General features: G+C 39.3%; 22 protein-coding genes and 1 pseudogene. 7 read left to right on the plus strand and 16 right to left on the minus strand.

The features are described 5' to 3' along the window. The first annotated feature begins 363 nt into the window (after positions 1-363). Positions 364-1,008, plus strand: a complete 645-nt coding sequence (locus PGX00_RS15575) for a DsbA family oxidoreductase (protein ID WP_272138259.1) — start codon at positions 364-366, stop codon at positions 1,006-1,008. A gap of 27 nt (positions 1,009-1,035) precedes the next feature. On the opposite strand, the gene PGX00_RS15580 is transcribed toward PGX00_RS15575, so the two are convergent. From PGX00_RS15580 to yghU, 5 genes and pseudogenes are all read right to left on the minus strand, one after another. Further along, the gene (locus PGX00_RS15580; protein WP_272138260.1) at positions 1,036-1,482 is read right to left on the minus strand and encodes a hypothetical protein; all 447 of its coding nucleotides are present in this window, start codon (positions 1,480-1,482) and stop codon (positions 1,036-1,038) included. A 72-nt stretch (positions 1,483-1,554) separates the two neighbouring features. Continuing rightward, positions 1,555-2,226 (minus strand): hypothetical protein, encoded by a 672-nt coding sequence (locus tag PGX00_RS15585; protein WP_272138262.1) that lies wholly within the window; start codon positions 2,224-2,226, stop codon positions 1,555-1,557. Positions 2,227-2,362: 136 nt separating this feature from the next. Continuing rightward, positions 2,363-3,859 (minus strand): dihydrolipoyl dehydrogenase family protein, encoded by a 1,497-nt coding sequence (locus PGX00_RS15590; protein ID WP_322107893.1) that lies wholly within the window; start codon positions 3,857-3,859, stop codon positions 2,363-2,365. 120 nt (positions 3,860-3,979) lie between these two features. Continuing rightward, positions 3,980-4,516, minus strand: a pseudogene (locus PGX00_RS22790) (TVP38/TMEM64 family protein); the annotation flags it as partial. A gap of 272 nt (positions 4,517-4,788) precedes the next feature. Then, positions 4,789-5,646 carry a glutathione-dependent disulfide-bond oxidoreductase gene (gene yghU, locus PGX00_RS15595; RefSeq protein WP_272138266.1) on the minus strand — a complete coding sequence of 286 codons (858 nt, stop codon included), beginning with the start codon at positions 5,644-5,646 and terminating at the stop codon, positions 4,789-4,791. A gap of 558 nt (positions 5,647-6,204) precedes the next feature. Here yghU and PGX00_RS15600 point away from each other — a divergent pair. Next, positions 6,205-7,011: a Cof-type HAD-IIB family hydrolase gene (locus PGX00_RS15600; RefSeq protein WP_272138268.1), complete on the plus strand. Its 807-nt coding sequence runs from the start codon at positions 6,205-6,207 to the stop codon at positions 7,009-7,011. A gap of 61 nt (positions 7,012-7,072) precedes the next feature. On the opposite strand, the gene PGX00_RS15605 is transcribed toward PGX00_RS15600, so the two are convergent. After that, positions 7,073-8,722, minus strand: coding sequence for a putative bifunctional diguanylate cyclase/phosphodiesterase (locus PGX00_RS15605; protein ID WP_272138270.1), 1,650 nt, complete (start codon positions 8,720-8,722; stop codon positions 7,073-7,075). Between the two features lie 284 nt (positions 8,723-9,006). On the opposite strand from PGX00_RS15605, the gene PGX00_RS15610 reads away from it, so the two are divergent. After that, on the plus strand, positions 9,007-9,375 hold the full coding sequence (locus PGX00_RS15610; protein ID WP_272138272.1) for a YidH family protein: 369 nt from the start codon (positions 9,007-9,009) through the stop codon (positions 9,373-9,375). Then, positions 9,372-9,701, plus strand: coding sequence for a DUF202 domain-containing protein (locus PGX00_RS15615; protein ID WP_323131699.1), 330 nt, complete (start codon positions 9,372-9,374; stop codon positions 9,699-9,701). Before PGX00_RS15610 ends, PGX00_RS15615 begins: the two co-directional genes overlap by 4 nt. Here the strand turns inward: PGX00_RS15615 and PGX00_RS15620 are convergent. The 5 genes from PGX00_RS15620 to PGX00_RS15640 all read right to left on the minus strand — a co-directional run bounded on the left by PGX00_RS15620 (position 9,685) and on the right by PGX00_RS15640 (position 17,213). Beyond that, positions 9,685-11,352 (minus strand): GGDEF domain-containing protein, encoded by a 1,668-nt coding sequence (locus PGX00_RS15620; protein ID WP_272138276.1) that lies wholly within the window; start codon positions 11,350-11,352, stop codon positions 9,685-9,687. The genes PGX00_RS15615 and PGX00_RS15620 overlap by 17 nt on opposite strands. 238 nt (positions 11,353-11,590) lie before the next feature. Further along, entirely contained in the window at positions 11,591-12,598 is a 1,008-nt protein-coding gene (mglC, locus tag PGX00_RS15625; protein WP_272138278.1) for a galactose/methyl galactoside ABC transporter permease MglC, read from the minus strand. A 10-nt stretch (positions 12,599-12,608) separates the two neighbouring features. Next, positions 12,609-14,117 (minus strand): galactose/methyl galactoside ABC transporter ATP-binding protein MglA, encoded by a 1,509-nt coding sequence (mglA, locus tag PGX00_RS15630; protein WP_272138280.1) that lies wholly within the window; start codon positions 14,115-14,117, stop codon positions 12,609-12,611. Positions 14,118-14,227: 110 nt separating this feature from the next. Continuing rightward, positions 14,228-15,202 carry a galactose/glucose ABC transporter substrate-binding protein MglB gene (gene mglB, locus PGX00_RS15635; RefSeq protein ID WP_272138282.1) on the minus strand — a complete coding sequence of 325 codons (975 nt, stop codon included), beginning with the start codon at positions 15,200-15,202 and terminating at the stop codon, positions 14,228-14,230. Positions 15,203-15,863: 661 nt separating this feature from the next. Further along, on the minus strand, positions 15,864-17,213 hold the full coding sequence (locus PGX00_RS15640; protein ID WP_272138284.1) for an MATE family efflux transporter: 1,350 nt from the start codon (positions 17,211-17,213) through the stop codon (positions 15,864-15,866). 162 nt (positions 17,214-17,375) lie between these two features. Between PGX00_RS15640 and PGX00_RS15645 the strand changes: the two genes are divergently transcribed. Next, complete coding sequence (locus tag PGX00_RS15645; protein WP_272138286.1) at positions 17,376-17,975, plus strand: TetR/AcrR family transcriptional regulator; 600 nt, start codon at positions 17,376-17,378, stop codon at positions 17,973-17,975. 112 nt (positions 17,976-18,087) lie between these two features. Here PGX00_RS15645 and PGX00_RS15650 read toward each other — a convergent pair whose 3' ends face one another. Then, positions 18,088-19,161, minus strand: coding sequence for an AI-2E family transporter (locus tag PGX00_RS15650; RefSeq protein WP_272138288.1), 1,074 nt, complete (start codon positions 19,159-19,161; stop codon positions 18,088-18,090). 62 nt (positions 19,162-19,223) lie between these two features. After that, entirely contained in the window at positions 19,224-19,688 is a 465-nt protein-coding gene (locus PGX00_RS15655) for an Lrp/AsnC family transcriptional regulator (protein ID WP_272138290.1), read from the minus strand. Between the two features lie 257 nt (positions 19,689-19,945). Between PGX00_RS15655 and PGX00_RS15660 the strand changes: the two genes are divergently transcribed. Continuing rightward, positions 19,946-20,284: a HopJ type III effector protein gene (locus tag PGX00_RS15660; protein ID WP_272138292.1), complete on the plus strand. Its 339-nt coding sequence runs from the start codon at positions 19,946-19,948 to the stop codon at positions 20,282-20,284. A gap of 355 nt (positions 20,285-20,639) precedes the next feature. Continuing rightward, the gene (locus PGX00_RS15665; RefSeq protein ID WP_272138294.1) at positions 20,640-21,623 is read left to right on the plus strand and encodes a hypothetical protein; all 984 of its coding nucleotides are present in this window, start codon (positions 20,640-20,642) and stop codon (positions 21,621-21,623) included. 220 nt (positions 21,624-21,843) lie between these two features. Here the strand turns inward: PGX00_RS15665 and PGX00_RS15670 are convergent, their stop codons facing one another. From PGX00_RS15670 to PGX00_RS15680, 3 genes are read right to left on the minus strand one after another with little or no spacing between them, the layout of a single operon-like run. Continuing rightward, positions 21,844-22,578: an SDR family NAD(P)-dependent oxidoreductase gene (locus PGX00_RS15670; RefSeq protein WP_272138296.1), complete on the minus strand. Its 735-nt coding sequence runs from the start codon at positions 22,576-22,578 to the stop codon at positions 21,844-21,846. After that, entirely contained in the window at positions 22,544-23,002 is a 459-nt protein-coding gene (locus PGX00_RS15675; protein WP_272138298.1) for a thiol-disulfide oxidoreductase DCC family protein, read from the minus strand. The genes PGX00_RS15670 and PGX00_RS15675 overlap by 35 nt, the downstream gene beginning before the upstream one ends. Before the next feature lies 1 nt (position 23,003). Next, complete coding sequence (locus PGX00_RS15680; RefSeq protein ID WP_272138299.1) at positions 23,004-23,189, minus strand: hypothetical protein; 186 nt, start codon at positions 23,187-23,189, stop codon at positions 23,004-23,006. Positions 23,190-23,193 lie beyond the last annotated feature (4 nt).

A 23,193-nucleotide genomic window follows, 5' to 3' on the forward strand; every position in this document is an offset into this window, starting at 1 on the left:
AGACAAATACTATTGACTCATTACTCGATAGCCCGTTGCCATAGAGTAACCATAAGGTAAAATTATGCTTTGACACACATCCATAAGTTTATAATAAAAATAAACACTATGGTTTTTATGAACAAAATGTAATCTCGTGCAATGCTTTTTTAAGAAAGCTACGCTAGATCACTTTCTGTTCACATTCAAAGCGTGACATTGTGTTCATTTTCTCCAATAGGCAATTGCTATAACGGCACCAATCTACTGTTGAAAATAGTATTTCAAGTGTAATATAATCGAGACATGAACAATCGTTCAATCAACAATTTCTAGATGGCAACTCAATAAATTAACCTTTGCGAAGTAAAATTAAGGATAAAAATGAAAAACAAAATAAAGCTCGATATTGTATCTGATGTTGTCTGTCCTTGGTGCATTGTAGGTTATAAACATTTAGAAACCGCCATCAATGAATTAGGGATGCAGGATCAAGTAGAGATAGAATGGCAACCTTTCGAACTGAATCCAGATATGCCAGCAGAAGGCGAAGGATTAAGACAACACGTGGCAAGAAAATACGGTTCGTCAGCAGAAGACAGTGCACGTGCAAAGGATAACATCACGAAGCAAGGTGCAGAGAGCGGCTTTGAGTTTAAGTATTTCGATGATATGAAGATGGTAAATACCTTTGATGCACATATTTTACTCGAATATGCCAAAGAAAAAGGTAAACAAACAGAGCTTAAATTACGCCTATTCAGTGCTTTTTTCACGGAACAAAAAGACGTGTCAGATAGAAATATTCTGACTGAAGAACTTAACAGCATCGGCCTAGATGGCGCTGAAGCAATTAAAATATTAGATGATATGCAACGCCGAGAAGAAACACGCACAGCACAACGTTATTGGACTCAATTGGGTGTTTCTAGCGTTCCAACTGTGGTGTTCAATCACGAAAGTGCTGTAACTGGCGCTCATCCGGTAGAAACGTTTAAGCAAGTATTAACAGAGCTTGCGCAAAAATAGCCTGCATCCATAGATAATGGATAGCTACTATTCTTTAGCTGCTTGAGAGCTCAAAGTGTTCATCGCTTTGGGTTCACAACGTAACCCCATTGCATTGCCTGAATCAAGCATGTACATAATGCACGAATAGTCCGTATTTGATCGCGGCGTGAATTCGTAAATCTCCGAGTTAGCGGCCCAAGTATCAAGCTCATAGGCGTAATCAGCGGGTAACAAGCTCTTTCTTTCACCTTGCGGCCCTTTAGGGATACAGGACAACCCCATGTCTTTGCCTGAGTCCAACATTAACATCACGCAGGCCTTTTCTGGGTTCGCTTTCATCGTGAACTCATAAATTTCCGAATTTTCCTGCCACGTATCCAGCTCATAAGCGTAATCTGGCTTCTGATCAGGTAAATTATTTGTCTCACTAAAACAGCCAGTAAGTATAATAGAGAATGAAGCCGCCAAAACTAGCTTTAAACTATTGTTCATATGTTGTCCTTTAAACGAAAACTGTTCAGCCTTAGCATTAGGGTTAAACGGATTAGCAGATAAATAGACAAACTACTCTGTTACAACGGTCGCGTCTTCAATAATGAGATCGTATTTATAGCCATAACCGAAGTCTTTGTTCAGAGTTAGCTTACCGGTAATGGTGACAATATCGCCTACTTTTGCAGAGTCAGAAGTAGTGATAGTTAAATCACCCACACCTGTTACGGCGTCACTAGTGCCATCTTGGATATGTAACCAATTAGTTTTCATAATATGTGGGCTAAATTTCACCACCTTGCCACGTAGCATAACGGTTTTACCAGACATTGCTTCTTTCTGCGCCACGATTTCAGCTAAAGTTTGTCCACCTTCTGCAGGAGTTATCTTTTCTGTTACCATACCCGCCATCGATTTTTTCCCTGCTACCGCTGATACGGTATTACCATTTTGAATGGCATTTACGAAGTAGATAACGTCAAAGTCACGATTTAGGCTTTTACTATGGAATTCAGTCATAGCAATTCCTTCTTCGTTAAACGAAACCACGTCACCAACATTGATCTGCGCGCTAGGGCCAGCAAACCATCTGTGCTCTGACTCCAGTTCAACGAGAACGTAGGCATAACCGCCTGAGTTCATTGCCTCTACTACGGTTCCCTTGAGATTTACATTCTGCGAGGCAAACGCACTCGATAAGGTAAGGGTATAAATGATGGTAACAAGGCTAACAAATTTCTTCACTTTTCAGTCCTTCAAAAAATAATTTGGCCACACTAGGTTCGCGATGCAGTCAATCACGCGAAATAGTATGGCCTATTAAATATCAATGCGATTAGCAGTTCATATAAACTATATCAATTTGAGAGCCTCAATGCCGTTAACCCCGTCGCCAAGTATGATATTTCTCTAATAAACGTAAGATAGTCTGAGGAGCATGGGCGCGCTTCCACTCACCTGCTGCGTATTTGTTCGCTTCTGCCCAGGTTGGATAGCTATGTATCGTGCCCAGTATTTTATTTAAACCTAGACCGTGTTTCATGGCTAATACAAACTCTGCAATTAAATCGCCAGCATGTTCCGATACAATTGTTACACCTAATATCTTGTCTTTCCCTTTCGGCGTAATCACTTTAATAAAACCGTCGGTTGAGCTTTCCGTTATCGCTCGGTCAAGTTCTTTGAACTCGAAACGCGTGACTTCGTAGTCTATGCCCTTCTCTTTCGCTTCATATTCATTGATACCTACACGTGCCACTTCTGGGTCAATAAAGGTTACCCAAGGAATAACGCGATAATCCACTTTAAACTTTTTTAACTGTCCAAATAAGGCATTCACTGCCGCATACCACCCTTGGTGCGCCGCAACATGAGTAAACTGATATGGCCCGACAATATCACCTGCAGCAAAAATATTTGGATGAAGTGTTTCTAAGTATTCATTGGTTACTATGGTACGATTGGTCTCAATGCCCAGCTCTTCCAAACCATAGCCTTCAAGGCGCGCACTGCGGCCAACTGCACATAGAAGCTGGTCATATTCGATTTCTATTTCTTCATCTTGATGTTTAACAACAATGATTTTTTTACCTTCTTTCAGTTCGCATCGAAGCGCCTGATGTGAGGTAAGAATATCAACACCGCTTTTTTGCAATGCTTTGGTAGCGAATTCTGACACCTCAAGATCTTCTCGGATCATAATGCGATCCGCCATCTCAATCTGCGTCACATTAGAACCTAAGCGGGCGAAAGATTGTGCCAGTTCCGAACCGATTGGCCCACCGCCTAATACGACTAATTTTTCTGGTGCTGTATCAAGTTTTGCAAACTCTGTCCAAAGAGTATCACTGGTGACGTATCCAGTTTCTTCTATACCAGGCAAAGGCGGAACAAATGGCCTTGCCCCAGTAGCGATAACAATACTTCGAGCCGTGAGTTTGCTTGATGTTCCATCTTCATACGAAATTTCTACCGTCCACGGGTCGAGTAACCTTCCGTAACCTTTAAGTACTTCTACGCCAAGATCGGTATAGCGTTCAACACTGTCATGAGGGGCTACTTCAGCAACAACATCATGCACCCTCTGCATTACTTTTTTGAATGAAAACTGAGGTATCGAATCTTCTAATCCATAGTGATGAGCGTTTTTAAACTGATTCGCCATTTTGGCGCTCTTAATGATAGCTTTACTTGGCACACAACCGTAGTTCAGACAATCCCCACCCATCTCTCCTGCTTCAATCAAAGTCACTTTTGCTTTCACAGCCGCTGCGATATAACTCGTTACTAAACCGCCAGCCCCAGCGCCAATAACAATAAGGTTACGGTCAAATTTCTTCGGTTTTGTCCAATCGTTGCTTACTGCATCTTTTTTCATTTTATTAACTACCATTTTTGTAATGAATGGGATCAAGCCCAATAGTGAAAATGACAAAATCAATTCTAAGGAAAGTACGTTAGAAACACTCTCTATTTGAGAAAGTTGTGTTCCTGCATTTACATAAGCCGAGGTCACGGGAATCATCCCTAACGCGCTAACCCAATAAAATGTCCAAGCCCTTATTGCTGTCACACTCATTAAAATATTTACGATAAAAAAGGGAAATACTGGTATCAACCTTGTAGAGAGCAAATAGTACGCTCCTTCTTTCTCTATTCCATGATTTATCATGATTAATTGTTCTGGAAAACGGTCTTCTAAAAATCCTCTAAATAGGTATCGAGAAATCAAAAAAGCAAACAGTGCTCCAGTACTCGACGCAACTATTGCGATACCTACACCCTCTGTTAATCCAAACAGTGCACCGGAAGTCATCGTCAACATCGCGGAGCCGGGCAATGACAGCGTCGTAACTAAAACATAGAGCAAAATAAATCCACCAATAACCAAAACTGGTGAATCAGTTCGCCATTGTCTAAATTCAGCAATTGATCCTTTAAGTTCACCCAGTGTGAATAAAGCCTGCATGTCAAAATAAATTGCTAAACAGAGTAAGGTCATTAGTACCAATAGCATTTGTAGTTTTTTTGGCATCAAGACTTTACCGTCGCTGGAGAATATTAATGTTATCTACTGTTTTAAACTCAAAGTAAACAATGGCTTTATCAATTTCTCGCTCTGACTTTTAATTAGAAAGGTGAGAAGAACAAATAATTTCATAAAAAGAAAATTTTTAACTAAAAAGGTTGAAGAGATAATAACCAAATGGTGTTGCTATGCAAAAAAGACCCGACGTAGCAGATGCAATTAGCACCCGTTATATCGAGTCTTCATTGGATTAGTTGTAGTTTCCCAATAATAGAAAGCTAAGGTTTAAGTTTTAGAACTCTATCAATATCGTCTGCAGCATGACGTTCAGGAACTTGTTCCCACTCTTCACCAAATGAACGGTTAACCACGCGTCCACGCTGAACGCCTTCGCGCGCTTCAATCATTTTTGCCCATCGCATTACGTGGGTATAGCTTTCAACTTGTAAGAATTCAGCAGCATCATACAGTTTGCCAAGCACTAAATTGCCATACCAAGGCCAAATAGCCATATCAGCAATACTGTATTCTTCACCTGCGACATAGGTATTTTTAGCTAGTTGCTTATCTAATACATCTAGCTGACGTTTCGCTTCCATCGCAAAACGGTTTATTGGGTACTCCAATTTTTCATCAGCATAGGCATAAAAATGGCCAAAACCACCGCCTAAAAACGGAGCCGAACCTTGTGCCCAGAATAGCCAATTAAACGTTTGAGTTCGTGCACTGCCTTCTTTTGGTAAAAATTGTCCAAACTTCTCAGCAAGGTGGACAAGAATAGAAGCGGATTCGAATACATTGACATCCTCATCACCCGACTTATCAACTAAAGCAGGGATCTTTGAGTTTGGATTAACAGCCACAAAACCAGAAGAGAATTGATCCCCCTCGCCAATGTTAATTAGGTAAGCATCGTATTCAGCTTCTTTAATGCCCAACGCGAGTAACTCTTCTAAAAGAATCGTTACTTTTTGTCCGTTAGGAGTACCAAGAGAGTGAAGTTGAAGTGGATGTTCTCCTACTTCTAGTTCTTTATCATGTGTTGAGCCTGAAACGGGGCGATTGATACTTGCCCACTTGTTACCGCCATCAGTGTTATGGACCCAAACTTTAGGTGGTGTGTATTCGTTTCCCATAATTAGCCTTATCTGTATCGTTGAATTTGTATTTGACGTTTGCATCGCCTTTACGTGATAAAAATGTAGCCTGTTAACAACAATTGATCAAGGCTTTTTGAACGATTGTTCACTTTAGGGGGATTCAGAATTAAACGGCACTAAAAACAGTAGTTGATTGAATTAATTAAGAAAGAAGGCTCTAGTGACTTATTTGATGGATGTATTTCCCAATAGTGATCCGATAGTAAGAAGCAGACCCCAAGTTTGCTTACTCCAATAGAGTAAATTTAGACAAAATATCAAACTGGTCATCAAGATTACGGATTCTAGTACAGACATAATTTAGCTCAGGTTAGATAAAGCAACGTTCTTGAAAAGGTGAGAGTGGTAAGAGGATACTGCTAAAGTACCAACTCGACTAGTTCGAAGAGAATGTTGATGATAAACACGTGAGCAGCCTAGTCAAAATACTGTCTTTCAATTGACACGAAACAGGTAGCAATTTCGACCTATAATTGGTTCAATACAGCCGTTCAATACCTCTTCATAACCTTACCTTCAAGTGGATGTTCATTAATGTCACAGAACAATGTTAAATTTATCGCAGCCGATATGGACGGAACGTTACTCAATGAAATGGGTGCGTTAGACCCTGAGTTTTTCAACGTTTACCAACAACTCTCAGAGAAAGGCATTATTTTCGCAGCAGCATCCGGACGCCAGTATTACAGCTTGATGCAAACATTTTCCCCAATTAAAAATGACATGATGTTTATAGCAGAAAACGGAACACTCGTTATGCATCAAGAAAAAGAGCTTTATAGCTGCACGATAGGTAAAAGTTCGATTGTCGATATTATTACTCAAGCACGCTCAATTGATAATGCACATATTGTTTTATGTGGTAAAAAATCAGCCTACGTAGAAACACAAGCACCCAATGCTATCGAAGAGATCCAAAAGTATTACCATCGTTGTGAATACGTTGAAGATTTACTCAATGTTGAAGACGACTTTATTAAAGTGGCTATCTGTCATTTTGACGGTTCAGAAGCCCATGTTTACCCATCGATTAACGAAAAATTTGGTCACGATCACAAAGTCGTTGTTAGTGCAAAAATATGGCTAGATGTCATGAATGCAAAGGCATCAAAAGGCGCAGCAATAGAACACCTACAAAAAACGTTAGGTTTTGGATTTAACGAAACAATGAGCTTTGGTGATTACTTTAATGACGTGGAAATGCTTGAAACCAGCTACTATTCCTATGCCATGGAAAACGCTCATGAGGGCGTTAAAAAATATGCACGATTCAGCGCGCCCTGCAACCGTGATTCTGGTGTGCTCACCGTTATAAAGCAGTCGGTACTCGATTGTAACTAATCCAACGCCACAATACCGACAACCCTACCGACAAGAATAACCAATTAGGCCCAGAACTGGCTTAATTGGTTATCTCTTTTATTAGCTGTTCTGCGCCTGATTTAGTCATCGGCTTAGCAAAGTAATACCCCTGAGCTTGATCGCAATCCAGACTATGTAACATGTCCTTTTGCTCTTTGTCTTCCACTCCTTCAGCCAGTATGTGAACATCTAGTACCTGACTCAATTTAATAATCTGCCTAGTGAATTCTCTGTCTACTTCCGTATTACAAATATTACGAATCAACGACCTGTCTAATTTAAGTTTATCTAACGAAGCGTGGAACTCTCGAATCATACTTAAAGAGGAATATCCTGCACCAAAATCATCTATCGCAATACTTATCCCTAGCTCTTTAACTCGCACGATATTGTTATTTAATGAGGCTAGGTTTTTGGCTGACGCAGTTTCGGTTATTTCAAGTTCTACGAATTCAGTGGGGCACTGAGTTTGCTCTATTACCGTTTTCAATCTATCGACAAAAGTGGTCATCTCTAAGGTTTTAAAGGAAATATTAATGGCTATTTTGGGGATCTGTAACCCTTGTTTTCTCCACGTCACTATTTGTGAACAGACCTGTCTAAAAACCCAAAGATCGAAGTCAAAATGCAAACCTATTTCTTCAGCAATACCCACAAATACATCCGGTGTTATATTTCCCAAAGCCTCGTGGTGCCAACGCGATAACGCTTCAAATCCAATAAGCTTGTCTGATTTAATTTCATATTGCGGCTGATAATATATCTGAATTTTATTCTGCTCTATGGCACTTGGAAGAGCGTCGATAATCAATTTATGGGAAAGCATATCTACAAGAGTTTGAGACGTTGAAAAATGGTATTTTGATTCGCTGTATTTTTTGGCCTGTAGCATCGCTGTCTCACCAGCTATCTCTATCGCATGAAAGTTATTGTAATGGATACTCTGTTCACTTACCCCAATGCTAAACGACTTACAAACCTCTACCCCTCTTAATAGTTTCAATGGTTCCTCTGAGATTTGGCAAAGCCTTTGGCAGATATTTCTAATATGTGTATTGAACTTTTCGGTAGAAAGACAAGCATGATTTTCTACTAGTATTCCAAATTTCGCATTATTAAAGCGAACAACTAGGTTGTCATTTTCTACAACCGATTGAAGTTTTTTAGCAATAACCTGGAGGTAGTCATCACCAATATCAAAGCCGTAACGAAAATTTATCGTTGAAAAATTATCTACATTAAAAAAGATCAGGACGAAGTTGTTTTTGCGATCATCTTGATTCTTTAACAGGTGCTTAGACCTCGAAGATATTGCCCACCCATTAGGTAAAGTAGTGATCGGATCGATAGATTTATTTTCCAATATTCGAAAGCACACACGAAATGAATCGCTCCTCCCTTCTATGGCTTGGCAATGTAGCTGAATAGGCATATCGTAGAAGTAATTATTGGTTACAGTCGCGGATATCAAAGAAATTTGATTGCTCAGGCCCACACGCGCTAATAAGGCATCTAGCGAACCGCCCGCTTCATTACTTTGTTCAGAAAGTGTAATGATTTCTTGGAGTTCTCTTCCGACGATCTCCATTTCGTTATAACCTACTTGTTCAGTGAACACTTGGTTACAAGAGCGAATAAGGCCTTTTTCTACTAACAAAATCGGCAACAGCAATTGTTCGATATCGTTCATTCATGCCTTCTAAGTTTAGTTAAGTCCCGCAATATCTGACTATTACGATAAAAGCAGTTAAGTTGATTTCATCGTTACTTTCACGCGAGCTTTCTTATAATCTTTTATTTATATAATTAAAATTAAGACAAACTAGTCAATTGTTCAATTTTAATTTTCTGTTTTAGTTACAATTTCTCTGTATTATCAATAATTACACGTAGGTTATACGAAATCAGGCTTTAAGAGCCTTTATCTTTACATTACAATGAATTAATTCAAATCTTGGTTGATATTTAAATACTATGACAAGTAAACGCAAGGCAGCAAAAACAAACTGGAGACGATTAGGTGAAGCGCCAGATTATCGATTCTCATTGGCCAATGAACGCACCTATTTGGCCTGGATAAGAACGGCATTAGCGCTATTAGCTGGTGCAATTGCAATTGACCAACTAACACCAGATCTCGCTAACCCTTCTGTGCGTATTTTATTGTCTGTGTTTCTTTGCTTGTGTTCTGGTTTATTGGCCGTATTTGCCTACAAAAGATGGTCTTCAAATGAGAAAGCCATGCGCAACAAACGTGAACTTCCCTACACTGGTTTCTTAAAACTGATTAGCGCAGTCATGTTATTTCTTACCGTCACCATCGTATTAACCATCGCCATATGAAACATAACCAGCGAGATCCAGGTTTACAGCCAGAAAGAACGTCAATGTCTTGGTTACGAACCCATATGTTAATACTTGGTGTAGGTGCGCTATTAACCAGAATGGGTAAACACAGCGATAATTTACTGTTACTGATAAATGGTGTGGCTTTACTTATTTGCGCGTTTATCGGCTTGTATTATAGCCGTAAGCGATTTACCGAGTTGTTAAGATATGACGAAACAGTAGAAGAAAGGGACATCAGAGCGAAAAAAATCCTGAGTGCTTTAATCGTTCTTTCTGCGCTGATTTATGCGACAACCTCGCTGATTAGGTATTTTCAATAACCGCTTGCTCGATTCTATTTCGCCCTTTTCGTTTGGCTTCATACAGTGCTTTATCCGCTTGGGCTATTAATTGGTCCATAGTCATTCCTTCGTGGTATTCAGCCATACCTGCACTAATAGTGACATTTGCCTTGTCGAGACAAGGATAGCTCTGTTTTTCAAACGCTTTTCGTACTCGTTCTGTCACAAGTAAGCCAGCAGACATATCGCTACTAGCATAAAGACATAAAAACTCTTCCCCCCAGCGAGAAATATAGTCGGTTTCTCGACACTCTTTTTGAAACACCCTCGCCGCATTTTTTATCACTCTATCGCCACAATCGTGCCCATAGTTATCGTTCACATTTTTAAAGTTATCTAAATCTATGATCGCGACGGTTAGACTTTGATTGCTGCGCTTAGCTTTTTTTAACTCTAGGTCGAACATCTCTTGCATCTTGCGACGATTAAGTAAGCCTGTCATTGAGTCTGTTTCTGCAAGCTGAGTCAGTTTTTTATAGAGTAACGCATTCTGTAATACGAGAGCGATCTGTTCGCCTAAGTAATAGAAAAGTTCGCTATTGAAGACATTTTGTTTTTTGAGGTCCGTTGAATAAACCACAGTTATTGCCCCCATCACACCTTCTGCGGTTTTCAGTGGGATACCAACCAAATTAGTGACCCCCATAGACTTGTACGCATCAGCAACATGACGGTTGGGGTACGTGTCAATATCGATGGTAATTACCCGGTTTTCTTCCATCGCCTTTCCAGATAACCCCTCACCTTTATTAAAATGTTTTACTTCATCAAGGGGCAAATCCAAATCGTTGAAGACATAATTCATTGAGTGGCTATTTTCTCCTTCGTCCTTCAAAAAGATAGCGGCCGTGTTCACCTTAAATGACTTTCTCAATACCTTTTCAATAGAAGGGTATAAATCTTCGAGTTTAAGGTGCTTAGCAGTGTCACTCAAAAAATCAAATAGATGGTTAAGCTTTTCCTTCTCTCTATTTATAAGGACATTTTTTTCTCTAATCGTTGCATTAAACATCCCCATTAAAAACACTAGATTGAAGAAGATGAGAAACAGAAAGGCGACCGTGGTCATTGTGTTTTTGTCGAACAATGAATTGACTTGGCCAAATTCGATGATAGTGACAACCGTGCGCCCTATATAGAAAAGGCAAGCAACACCAAAAAGATAGAACACCTCTTTTGTTCTAAGTAAGTTTTTACTCTCCTTCCAGTTTTTCCTCGTTTTGACCACTGCATAGCCATAACACAGAGCAAGAAGACTGGAAATAATGATAATTCTATAGGTGGTATGGAAGTCGATATAAGTAAAATAGAGAAAGCTCAACGCATAAACAATGGTGATAATCTTTAAGTAAGGCTTAGACTCCGCCATCTTTTTAAACTCAAAACACAACGCGGTATAAATTTGAAAGTAGAAACCAAGAAGAAGTAGATAATTTGCAATAATAATCGAAATGAATTTTGGCCAGCTCGACTGAGTTAATATCAAGCTAAAAGCGATCAATAACAAAATTGATGAGCGTCTCCACTCTGTGGACACTGTTTCCCCCGCATTTTTAGAGCTAGCAAATGTAAATACCGCATTAACGCCAGCCACTATAAACATGGTTGCAAGTAACGTAAAATTATCCATCTTTGTAAAATTTGAGCCCTATAAGCAATAAAATGGTTATCAATGATCTTTTTCTCATTTTAGTTTAGTGTAGTCAACAACCAAGCGTTTTTCATATTACTTATCAACGGTGATTCGGTGAGCTTATTAAGAAAATCGCAATTTATGCTTAGTAGAAAAAAGCAGGTTGCCCCCACAACCTGCAAATATGTATCAAAATCTTAGGCAACAGTGAATTTTGCCTAAGTTTAAGAACGCCTTATTTTTTATTCGCGTGTTTCATTGAATCTATTGCGACAGCAAATACGATTATCGAACCTTTAATAATGTATTGCCAATAAGGACTTACGCCAATGTATGTCATACCGTAGTTAATAACTGTAAAAATTAGTACCCCAGTTACCACGCCAGCAATGCTACCCACACCACCTGCGAATGACACACCACCCACGACACATGCTGCTATTGCATCAAGTTCGTATAAAAAACCCAAATTATTTGTTGCACTACCGATTCGACCTGCTTCTAACATGCCGCCAAATGCATAGAAAACACCTGATAAAGCATAAACTTTAAGTAAAGTTAGAGGTACGTTGACACCGGACACTTTCGCTGCTTCTGGATTGCCGCCGACTGCAAAGATATTTTTACCAAAGACCGTTTTATTCCATAATATCCACATAAAACCAATCGCAATAATGGCGTAAAAGGTAATATAAGAAAGTCTCAGGTCACCAAATCGAATAAACCCTTGTGTGAACTCTGAAAACCCTTCATCAAACCCTGCAATAGGTGAAGCCCCTACGCTATCGTAATAAAGTGAATTTAAGCCATAAACGATAATCATTGTGCCTAAGGTCGCTATAAACGGGGTTACCTTTAGGTAAGCAACAATGATACCGTTCATAAGACCGATGATTGCACCAACTAAACAAACAACAATCACCACACCAATGATTGGCACTTCAATTAGGTCTGGAAAAACCTTATTGACGTTGTCCATCGCTTGTAAAAGAGTAGCGGAAATTACCGCGGCTAAACCAACTTGTCGACCCGCGGATAAATCCGTCCCTTGAGTTACGATTAGACCAGCAACACCTAACGCAATAATGACGCGAACAGAAGATTGAGTCAGGATGTTACTGAAGTTTCTTAGGCTCAAGAACGAAGGCTCTTGAATAATAATCACTGCTAATAAAATAAACAGTACCGCATATATTGCACCCTCTTTTAGGTGCTTCATTGCAAAGTTTTTTAAGGTATCCATAATTATTCCTTTAGAGATAACGAGAGGCCAGCTCTAATATTTCATTCTGAGAAGTGTTTTTAGTTTCAACAATGCCCGCTGCACGACCATTGCTCATAACCATTATTCGGTCGGTAATACCAAGAAGTTCCGGCATCTCAGACGAGATAATAATGATGCCTTTGTTCTTATTAGCGAGGTCGAGGATCAGTTGATAGATTTCGAATTTTGCACCGACGTCTATACCGCGTGTTGGTTCATCAAGCATTAAAATTTCTGGTTGAGTAAGTAACCAACGGCCTATAATGACTTTTTGTTGATTACCACCAGAAAGAGAACCAATAGGTGTTTCATGTGACGGTGTTTTAACACTCATGGAGTCGATGACCCACTGAGTATCACCACGCATTTTTTTGTTGCTGAGTAATCCAATACTGGTTTTATACTCTTCTACATTGGCAACTAAAGAGTTGAAAGTAATGTCTAAACCACTATAAATTCCAGTGGCTCGGCGCTCTTCGGTTACAAGCGCAAATCCATTTTGTATAGCTTCATGTGCGTCTCTATTTTTCATGGTTCGACCATGAAGCAAGATTTCACCCTCGCTTTTTTCTCGAATACCAAAAATAGTTTCAACAATGTCAGTTCGACGGGATCCAACAAGCCCAGCAATACCTAATATTTCACCTTCACGTAATTCAAAAGAGACATCTTGAATGGAAGGTTGGTTTAATGCGCTAAGATTTTTCACGTCCAGAATTTTTTCTTTCGGTGTATTGGTTTTTTCAGGAAAACGTTGAGTTAGTTCTCGTCCAACCATCATAGCGATGATTGAATCCATATCTAACCCTTCTAGTGGTTGAGTCGTTACCCAAACACCATCTCGTAGAATAGTGATCTCATCACAAATGGCGAATATTTCTTCCATTTTGTGTGAGATATAAACGACGCCACAACCCCGTTCTTTCAGTTTGTTAATTATGGTAAATAGATGATTGACTTCTTTTTCGGTTAAAGAAGAAGTGGGTTCATCCATAATGACTATTTTCGCTTCGTAAGAGAACGCTTTTGCTATCTCCAACATCTGCATTTGCGAAACAGAAAGCGTAGATACCTTAACTCTGGGGTCAATATCAATGTCGAGATCTTTAAAGATTTCTAACGTATCCGTGTACATTTTGTCATGGTCAACAAATAAGCCCTTTTTGGGATAACGTCCCAGCCAGATATTGTCCATAACCGTACATTGAAGTACCTGATTAAGTTCTTGGTGCACCATAGAAACGCCTGATTCCAACGCTTCTTTTGAAGAACTAAAACTGATATTTTTACCTAGAAAAACAATTTCACCTTCGTTTTTTTCGTACATCCCAAACAGACATTTTAATAAAGTTGATTTGCCTGCCCCATTTTCACCCATTAGCGCATGAATTGAATGAGGTCTGACTTTCAAATTAACTTTATCTAGTGCCTTAACGCCCGGAAATTCCTTACTAATCCCTGTCATTTCTAACAAGAATTCATGTGTATGCTCGGCCATAAAATCACTTCATTTGGAGGTTTATATATCATGTGAAACAATTAAATGATTGTGCATGAAAGCGTTATTCAGGAGGGGTGTGCTTCCATACACAATAACTATTTATCGTCTTACTTAAGCGTTGACTTATCCACGCCAACATAAGGTACGCGTACAATTTTGTTGCTAATTGTCCACTGAGTACCTTCGGCTGGTGCTTTACCATTTGCTAAGTTTCGTGCCAACTCAAATGTTGCTTTAGCCTGAGCTGACGCATCGTTAAGGACTGTTCCAGCCATTGCTCCTGATTTCACCAAAGCGAGCGCTTCAGCAAGAGCATCAACACCATAGACAGGAAGTTTTACACCCGCGCCGCGTAAGGCTTCTACAGCACCCATCGCCATACCATCATTATTGGCAATCACGACTTCAATTTTGCTTCCGTTTGGTCCAGATAACCATGCATCCACTTTATCTTTTGCCATGGCGGTATCCCACATACCTGTATCCATATGCAGCTCTTCGGTTTTTATGCCATTGTCGTTTAAGGTTTTAACAGAATAAGAGGTACGAGCTTCAGCATCAGGATGTCCTGGTTCACCTTTTAGCATTACGTATTGAAGGACCCCGTCACCGTTTAAATCCCATGCTGGATTCGCTTTCCATTGGTTAGCAATTAACTCACCTTGAATGATGCCGGATTCTTTAGAAACAGTACCAACGAAAAACGCTTTATCATAACTGGCTAACGCTTTTGCACTTGGTTCTTTGTTATAAAAAACAACAGGTACATCATCCATTTTTGCTTTTTTAATGATTGTTGGAGCAGAAGCCGGATCAACAAGATTTATTGCCAACGCTTTCACACCACGAGCAAGCATTACATCTACTTGGTCGTTCTGAATAGATTGGTTATTCTGCGAATCGTTCATCAATACTTCGGTATCTGAATCTGCATCTGCAACTTTTTCTATCTCCTGTCTCACAACAGACATAAAGTTATCATCGTATTTATAGACCGTTACACCGACAGTTGTTTCAGCTGCCACTTGGCCACCTAAACAAGCACCTGCGATTAAAGTCGCTAACAAGGTAATTTTTTTCATTTAACAAATCCTAATTCTGTCAATTTTATATTTATCAGATCTTTTGTGTAAACGTTTACCCTATTTACTATACTTACCAATATAATAAAAAATGTGATCGATATTATATTATTTAAATTATCACTATAGGTTGCACTGCCTGTATTATATTGTTTAACATGAATTACATGGTTTAAGTCTTTGTTTTTGAAGGTATAAAAATTAACTAATTACAGCTTAAAAATTTTCAAAATTTATAATTAATAATATTTGTATTATTAAAAATGAAATTACCATATTGATATTAATTATTTTAACATTATAAATTAACAATTTTGTGTAAACGAATACACCAATTGTAAGAGAAGTAAAAGCTATTATTTACATCTTAACGCCCATATTATGTTTACGAGAAACATAGCTACGTTAATTTAAGATATATAATGAATTACAACACTCATTTAGAATGCTGTAATATAAAGGCGTGGAAATATAAGGCTTAGGGAGGGACCCTTAGAAATAAGTTAAAAAAAGAGTGCATCCATAGCTCTTGTGAATGCAAAACCCTCACATGGAAACATTTTGAAACATGTTCCCGTGAACATTACTTTAAAACTGGCTGTTTTTAAGCGATTCGTTATACCGGGGCTTTTTAAAAAATGTAAAATTTGTGTAATAAAAACTAATCGTAATTCATTTTTTTCGCGGCTTCTAAGTCGAATTCACGTACGGTTCTTCGTGCTAATGTTCTGAACGGAATCGCCTTAATTAGCTCTTCAAATGGCTGAATTGCAAACGCCCAGAAGATTGAACCATCCAAAACGAAGATGATTATCGCCAGTAATGGTAGCGATACCACCCACTGGCCAGTAAAGTTAATCTTGAAAACAGACTTAGTTTTACCTACAGCTCTAAGGATATTTCCGTGTACTGTGTTATACCCGCGTACAAAAGGAAGCAATATATAAAGTGGCGCAATCGTCGCCATCGCTAAATAGGTTTCTGATGCAAGACCTGGGTAAATATGACCAAAGGAGAAATGAAGACAAACAAAGAACAAGCAACTTATAAACGATATTCCGACTGCAACATCAATACTGGTATCAACACACTGTTTAAGGTCATCCAACTTCCCTGCCCCTATTCTCTGGCTAATTAATATAGCAGAAGCATGAGACCAAGAAGTAATGAACTGACTGCCTGTACGTATCCATGGATACAGTAAGGTAATTGCTACGTATTCATTAATATTAAGCTGAGAAAACATCAACTGATAGATAGTGATACCAATGGCTAGAATCGTAATATTTGCGGCAAAAGGAAGTATTTCACCTAAATGATGACGCGTTGTCTTAATGAAGGCGCTAAGCTCTTCAGGCAATGGTAAACTAATGCTGTCATCTGAGAGTACCGAATATGCAAGGTATACCGTTCGCAACATGATAGCCGACAAACTGCCAAGCGCCGCTCCTGAAACGCCCATATCAAACTGATAGATGAGCATATAAGACACTGCACAATTGAAAGGCAATTCAATCAAGTAACCTTTAAATGGAACGGATGTTTTTCCCGTACTGTTAAACAGCGTAACGATAGTTTGTGTAATAGAAGTAAAAAGGATGATAAAAACTGAAATACTGAGATAGCTTTCTGCTTTCGTAATTAATGACTCTGAATCAACAATCAATGCGACCAGTTCATCCCCAAAAATAAGAATGAGAGACATAAACACCGCAGCGAAACAAGAAGCGATAGCTAGCCCACCAAAAAAGGCATTACTTAAACTCTTCGTTCGACCACTTCCAAAAGCACGACTAAGAATCATCTGCGTACCATTAGAAAGCGCCATTTGAATACCAAGTACAAACGCAACGATCGTTGTTGCCACACCCATTGCAGCAACCGATTCTTCTCCCAATGGCGAAACTAACAGAGTATCGATCATAAGCATCGACTGCATTAACAATGCGTTTAGGGCTAAAGGCCATGCTAAGGTAAGGTTATCTTTGATATACGTTCTTGAAAGGGTCATTCCAGTGTCTAATTATCAATAATTCACAAAGATACTATTGTAACACAAAAAGATATCTCCTTATAATCACTGCTATAAATAGGCATACTTTTATTATAGATTTACCAGACACTTCAAGGTATCATGAACGGTCGTTCATGCCTTTGGGGAGAGGTTTGTATTATGAGTAAATACGCCAAGTTTAATAGAGAGGATGTTATCGAAAAAGCCACTAATTTATATTGGGAAAAAGGCTTTCACGGAACATCGATGCGAAATCTACAAGATGTAGTGGACCTTCGTCCCGGTAGTATTTACGCCAGTTTTGGCAGTAAAGAGTGCTTATTTAAAGAGGCCATTCAACACTACGCAGACACCAGTGGTGCACAGCTACGCCAATGTTTAGTCGATTCAGACTCGCCGCTAGAGGCCCTAAAAAGCTTTATTAAATGTATAGTAATCGGAAGCCAAAACACGGCTCCAAGTGGTATGTGCATGCTAGTCAAAACGATTGCAGAACTTACCGACGAGCACCAAGAATTATTGAGTTTTGCCAAAGAAAAAATGGCGGCTGTAGAAACTGAGTTCACTAAGATCATCCAACAGGCAATTGACAAAGGTGAATTAGATAAATCAAGCGACCCTGCAAAACTTGCCCGTTACCTCCAAGTTCAGATCATTGGTTTAAGAACTTATATTCGTGCCAATAATAACGTGTCAGCTGGCAATGAAATGATTGATGACCTATTCAGTACTGCCCCTTTGCGCATGAGTAAATGTTGATATAAAAGATAGAATGCTGAGCATTAGTATGTATTGCCGTTGCACCGCGAAAGTGTGACGCTGTTTGGTTAGTGACAAAGTGAAAATTATCGTCTTTTGATATCCCTTTTATCTATTTCGCCTCTTCTTGGTTTTCTTCTTCGCTAGCTAACCAAGCAACAAACAATTGATAGGTAAGACTTAAAACAACGGCCCCTACAAATAAGCCCACAATACCGGACATAGCCATGCCGCCTAAGGCACCAAGCAAAATAACAAGCATAGGAATTTCTGACCCACGGCTTAGTAACATTGGTTTTAAAATGGCATCACTACCACTGATAACGATGCACCAAACCAGAAATAGGCTCGCGGCCAACGTCGAGTCACCACTAAACATATAAATAATGGCAGGTAACAGTGCCAGAATAGGCGGGAGTTGAATAATAGCAACAAGTAACACAGCCAAAGCCCAAAACGCCGCAGCAGGTACCCCTGCGACAACTAAACCAAGCCCCGCAAAAATAGACTGAATAACAGCCACACCAATGACACCCTGCACCACACTGCGTACGGTTGATTTTGAAAGCTGAACTAACTCTTCACCTTTATCTCCGGTTAAACGTTCAGCAAGCTTAGTAATGCCGAGCAAGCATTTATCTGCGTTAGTCATAAACGCACCAGCAATAATGGTCGAGATAATGAACTGTACAAACCCGCCACCAACAGATCCAACAATAGATGCTGTTTGAGCCGCCAAGTCTTTTATCTCATTAGAATATTTACTAAATACCCCCTCGATATTCGAAGAAGCAGATGACAACGCGGTGTAAAGCTTTTCACCCACCACTGGGATTTCTTGAATAGATGTATTTGGTTTAGGCAATACTAAAGAACCGTCTTGCAGGGCAGCAAATACTTCGGAGGCACTGGTATAGATACCGGAAGACACAGCAACTAGTGGAATCAATAACAATAAGACACCAATAAAGCTTAATAGCCCACTCGCCTTACCTTTAGACAAGCCAGTCTTGTTATGGATAGCCACCGCTACGGGGTATAATGCCGTAGCGATAATTCCACCCCATACCAACAACATAATAAAGGGCCGCAAAATAGAAAAACACCAATAGACAAGTAGAGCGACCGCTACAATTTTAATCGCTGCATCTATCGCTTGATGTGAAAAGTCGTTTTTGATCTTCATGTAACATCCTTGTATATGAATCACTTTAATAGCTAAAAGAATTTAGCACTAACTGAACGACATTACGCGTAAACAGGAACTACACTTCTATCGTTTATCTGCCTTATTGAAAGATGGGTATGGATATCTTTAATGTTCTCTAATCGGTGTAACTGTCGAGTAAACAGTTCATAGCTTTCTAGATCCCGACTCACCACTTCAAGAAGATAATCATAGCCACCAGAAACAATATGACAGTTAATCACCTCTTCCATATCCATGACGGCGTGTTCGAACTCTTGTATCGAGTCGACCTGATGACGACTAAGGCTTATCTCGACAAAAAACTTCATCGTAATGCCTGCTTTCGCCTTATTTATTGTTGCGTGATAGCCATCGATATAACCTTCATCTTCCAATCGCTTTAATCGCCTAGCGCAAGGAGAAGCCGATAAACCAACCGTTTCAGCTAATTCCGCTGTCGAGATACGGCCATTTTGTTGCAATATGGTCAGCATATGTCGATCAATCCTATCTAAGCTCGTCATTGGTATTTTCCACTAATTATTAACGTGATTGCGCATTTTTCAATCAAATAGTGACATGCTAGACGTATTTTTACAAATTATATCCGAATTGCAGCCCCATAAATTGGTCATAACAGCAATATGATTAGAGGCGTAAATAAAACCTAAGAACCGACGAATACAACTAACTGTTTATAGTCTTTTAACTACAAATAGTCACATTCTTTTTATCTGATGATATAGTGCGAACACAGTTAAATAGAGACGGAAAATGTCATATGAAACAATTCCTAGAATTACTGGCTTCAGCACCCAATGAAGTGATGTTTGAGCAGACAATGCAAGTTATTGACGAAAATTTTGAATTTACCCCAGTCAGCTTCGTAAACGGAGAAACAGAAAACCAAGCAGGACAGAATAATGGCTCTTGCAAGATTTTTGCTTTTGGTCAGGTGCTAGGGTTAGATGAATCATCAACACTGGCATGTTTTGGCCAGTTCTATCGTGACGACGTTTTAAATAATCCGAATGGGCACGACCATGCCAACATTCGCAATTTTATCCAACACGGTTGGGCTGGAATTCGCTTCGATGGTGATGCATTGACAGCAAAATAGAACTTTAATATAGGTAGAATTCCATATCCTAACTGATGCATCAAACGCCCAAACCATCAAAAAAAGTGTCTCTCGCTCAGTGTTGGGAAAAACGATTTAGAGGCAGAGATTCTGTCCGTTCTTCCCAATGCAGATAAGCATAAAAAATGAGTTTAGAAACGTAACTATTGTGATAAGAATATAATATCGCTTCATTAGCTTGCTAGTTTTTACTGAATATTTACCTGTCTTTACACTATTTTACCTGAAAATCATTACAATTCGCGCCTTCTATAAGTATAGCGTTTGGTTACTTTGTGTAATTTTAATGCTACCGTTAAATTTAAAGCACCTCCTTAGATAGGATATCAAGTCAATGCTCAATAGAAATAAACACTATATTGCCCTTTCGTCCATCATATTACTGGCTACAGGGTGTTCGCCATCTTCTGACGCAGCTTCTAGCAGCAGCATCAGCGATTACCAAGGCTCTGCAACTATTACTCAAGGCCTCGCAAAAACTGTAGTGTCAAACCTTTTTGAGTGTGAGAATGGACGCAGTCGAGTTGCTGGTATTGGTGAAATAACAGATTCAGAAGGAAACGTTTGGACTGTTCCTGCCAACAACCATTTTACTACGGCACCAAAAGCTACCGATTTATACGAAGAATGTGCAAAAATCACCCCCAAAAACCTTACTGACAAAGACGAAACCTCCGTACCTGTTACTGTAATTGATACTGATGGGGAAGAGATCACTGGCTATATTTTTGCTGACAACTACTTTGAGTTATACATCAATGGCACTCTTACAGTGGTAGATACCGTGCCATTCACACCATTTAACTCAAGCATCGTAAAGTTTAAAGTTAAAAAGCCTTATACAATAGCCGTGAAAGTTATCGATTGGGAAGAAAACTTAGGTTTGGGTACAGAGAATAACCGAGGAAAGGGATACCACCCTGGAGACGGTGGCTTTATTGCAAGCTTCAGTGATGGAACAGTGACAGGTTCAGACTGGCAAGCTCAAACATTCTATACCGCACCAATTTATGATCTAACTTGTTTAAGTGAAGTTGAAGGCCAACGACTATCTGCTAAGTGTTCCACAGAAGGTACAGATCATGGTGAGAATGCTTATGCAGCCCATTGGAAGACGCCTAGCAATTGGATGAGTAAGGAATTTAATTCAGCCTCTTGGCCTCAAGCAACGTTATATACAGAAGATGAAATCGGTGTAAATAACAAAAAGTCCTACATGAACTTTATTGAAAAATTCAGTGGTGCAGGAGCTAGCTTTATTTGGTCATCGAATGTTGTGCTAGATAATGAAGTTTTACTGAGATACGAAGTCAAGTAAACCTTTACAAAGTGTTATCTCTGCTTGGCCAAACAGCCATACACCATCGTATTGTGTATGGCTGTTTGGTAATACCGTATTAGGCATCTTTACTACCTACGCCTGTACATAATAGAACAACAGCTTGTCAGAATCTTGCGAAGATACACTAACCCTCTATTCTTGAGCAGGTATCTGGCGGCGAAGGAGTAGACAATTAGCTCTATAATTTATAGTAAACTTACCAAGGAATTGATTTACCTTGCCAGTCAACAAAACTCACTTCCCCATCCAGAGGTGTTTTCTGTACTATATCAATCAATTGTTTTGCAACAAACTCGCTTTTAAATAACTTGTTAACGGGAACATTTTTATGAAAAGGTTTAGAAAGTGGGCTATCCGTTGTACCTGGATGAAAGGAAATAAGCTTAATATTTTTTGCGCTTCTAGCCAGTTCTACAGCGGCCGATTTTAGTAACATATTGACAGCGGCTTTAGAAGCGCGGTAGCTGTACCAACCCCCTAGGTTATTATCATTAATACTACCGACCCTGGCACTAAACACGACTATTTTACATGCCTGTTTACCAGATAATAATGGCACCAAGCACTTTAGCCATAGCATGGGCGTAACAGTATTTGCTGTTAATAGTTCTACAAAATTGTCCGAGGAAAATTCTGATAACCGTTTTTCTGGTTGTATATTGTCGTTATGCAATAAACCATGACAAACAAAAACCTTGCTGATATTAAGCGTGTTCAATTGCCCAATACTTTTAACCACGCTATTAATCGTTTTCTCTTGGTAATTTTTTACTTTAATTACTTTTGTATCACGAAACTTTGAATGCTTATAAAATTCAGTATCACGGCTTACGATGATCAACTGTTGAACCGCTAAGTTGATTACCTCCGATGCTATCGCTTTTGCAATTTCACTATTAGCGCCAACGATTAATGTTGTTTGGGTTCGCATAACAAGATCCTTCATCGCAGGTTTTGATACCAATACCAAAACGCCGATATAAAAAATTAGAGATAGGATTACGGTATTTTGCCAACAACAAGTAACTCACATGAGCCACCTGTTTAATGATAGGAAACTGCAGAGGCGCTACAAAAGCTCCGCGCCCTACTAATGTCCATGCGCGGTGGGTAACATCGAGAGCCAGTAGTACCTTACCTTGGTATTCGCCATGCAAAATTTGCAATGCTCTAGTAACGTCAATATGTGGAAACCGTGCGTTGAAATTATCTTGCTGTAAATCAACTAAAATAATACGTTGATTGTCATCACAGCGCTTTAGTTTTTGCATTTCTAAACGACATAAAGGACAGTTTCCATCATAATAAATAGTTAATTTATCCTGCTTATTTTTATCTCTATTAAACTGTTTCATTTTATTTCCCTAACAATGACGGAACATTTAAAACCACATTAAAAAACTCTGTATTTTCGATGAGTTCATTTGTGCTGCTATGACGATAATCATTGTCTAACCTTGATTGTTGGGCATGGAACCGCACTAGGGTAATATTCCCCTCAAGTGGGTCCGCCCCAACGACTGTAGCACCAAGAGATGCCATTGGT

The sequence above is a fragment of the Vibrio algarum genome (assembly GCF_028204155.1).
In the GTDB taxonomy this organism is placed as follows: Bacteria; Pseudomonadota; Gammaproteobacteria; order Enterobacterales; family Vibrionaceae; genus Vibrio; species Vibrio algarum.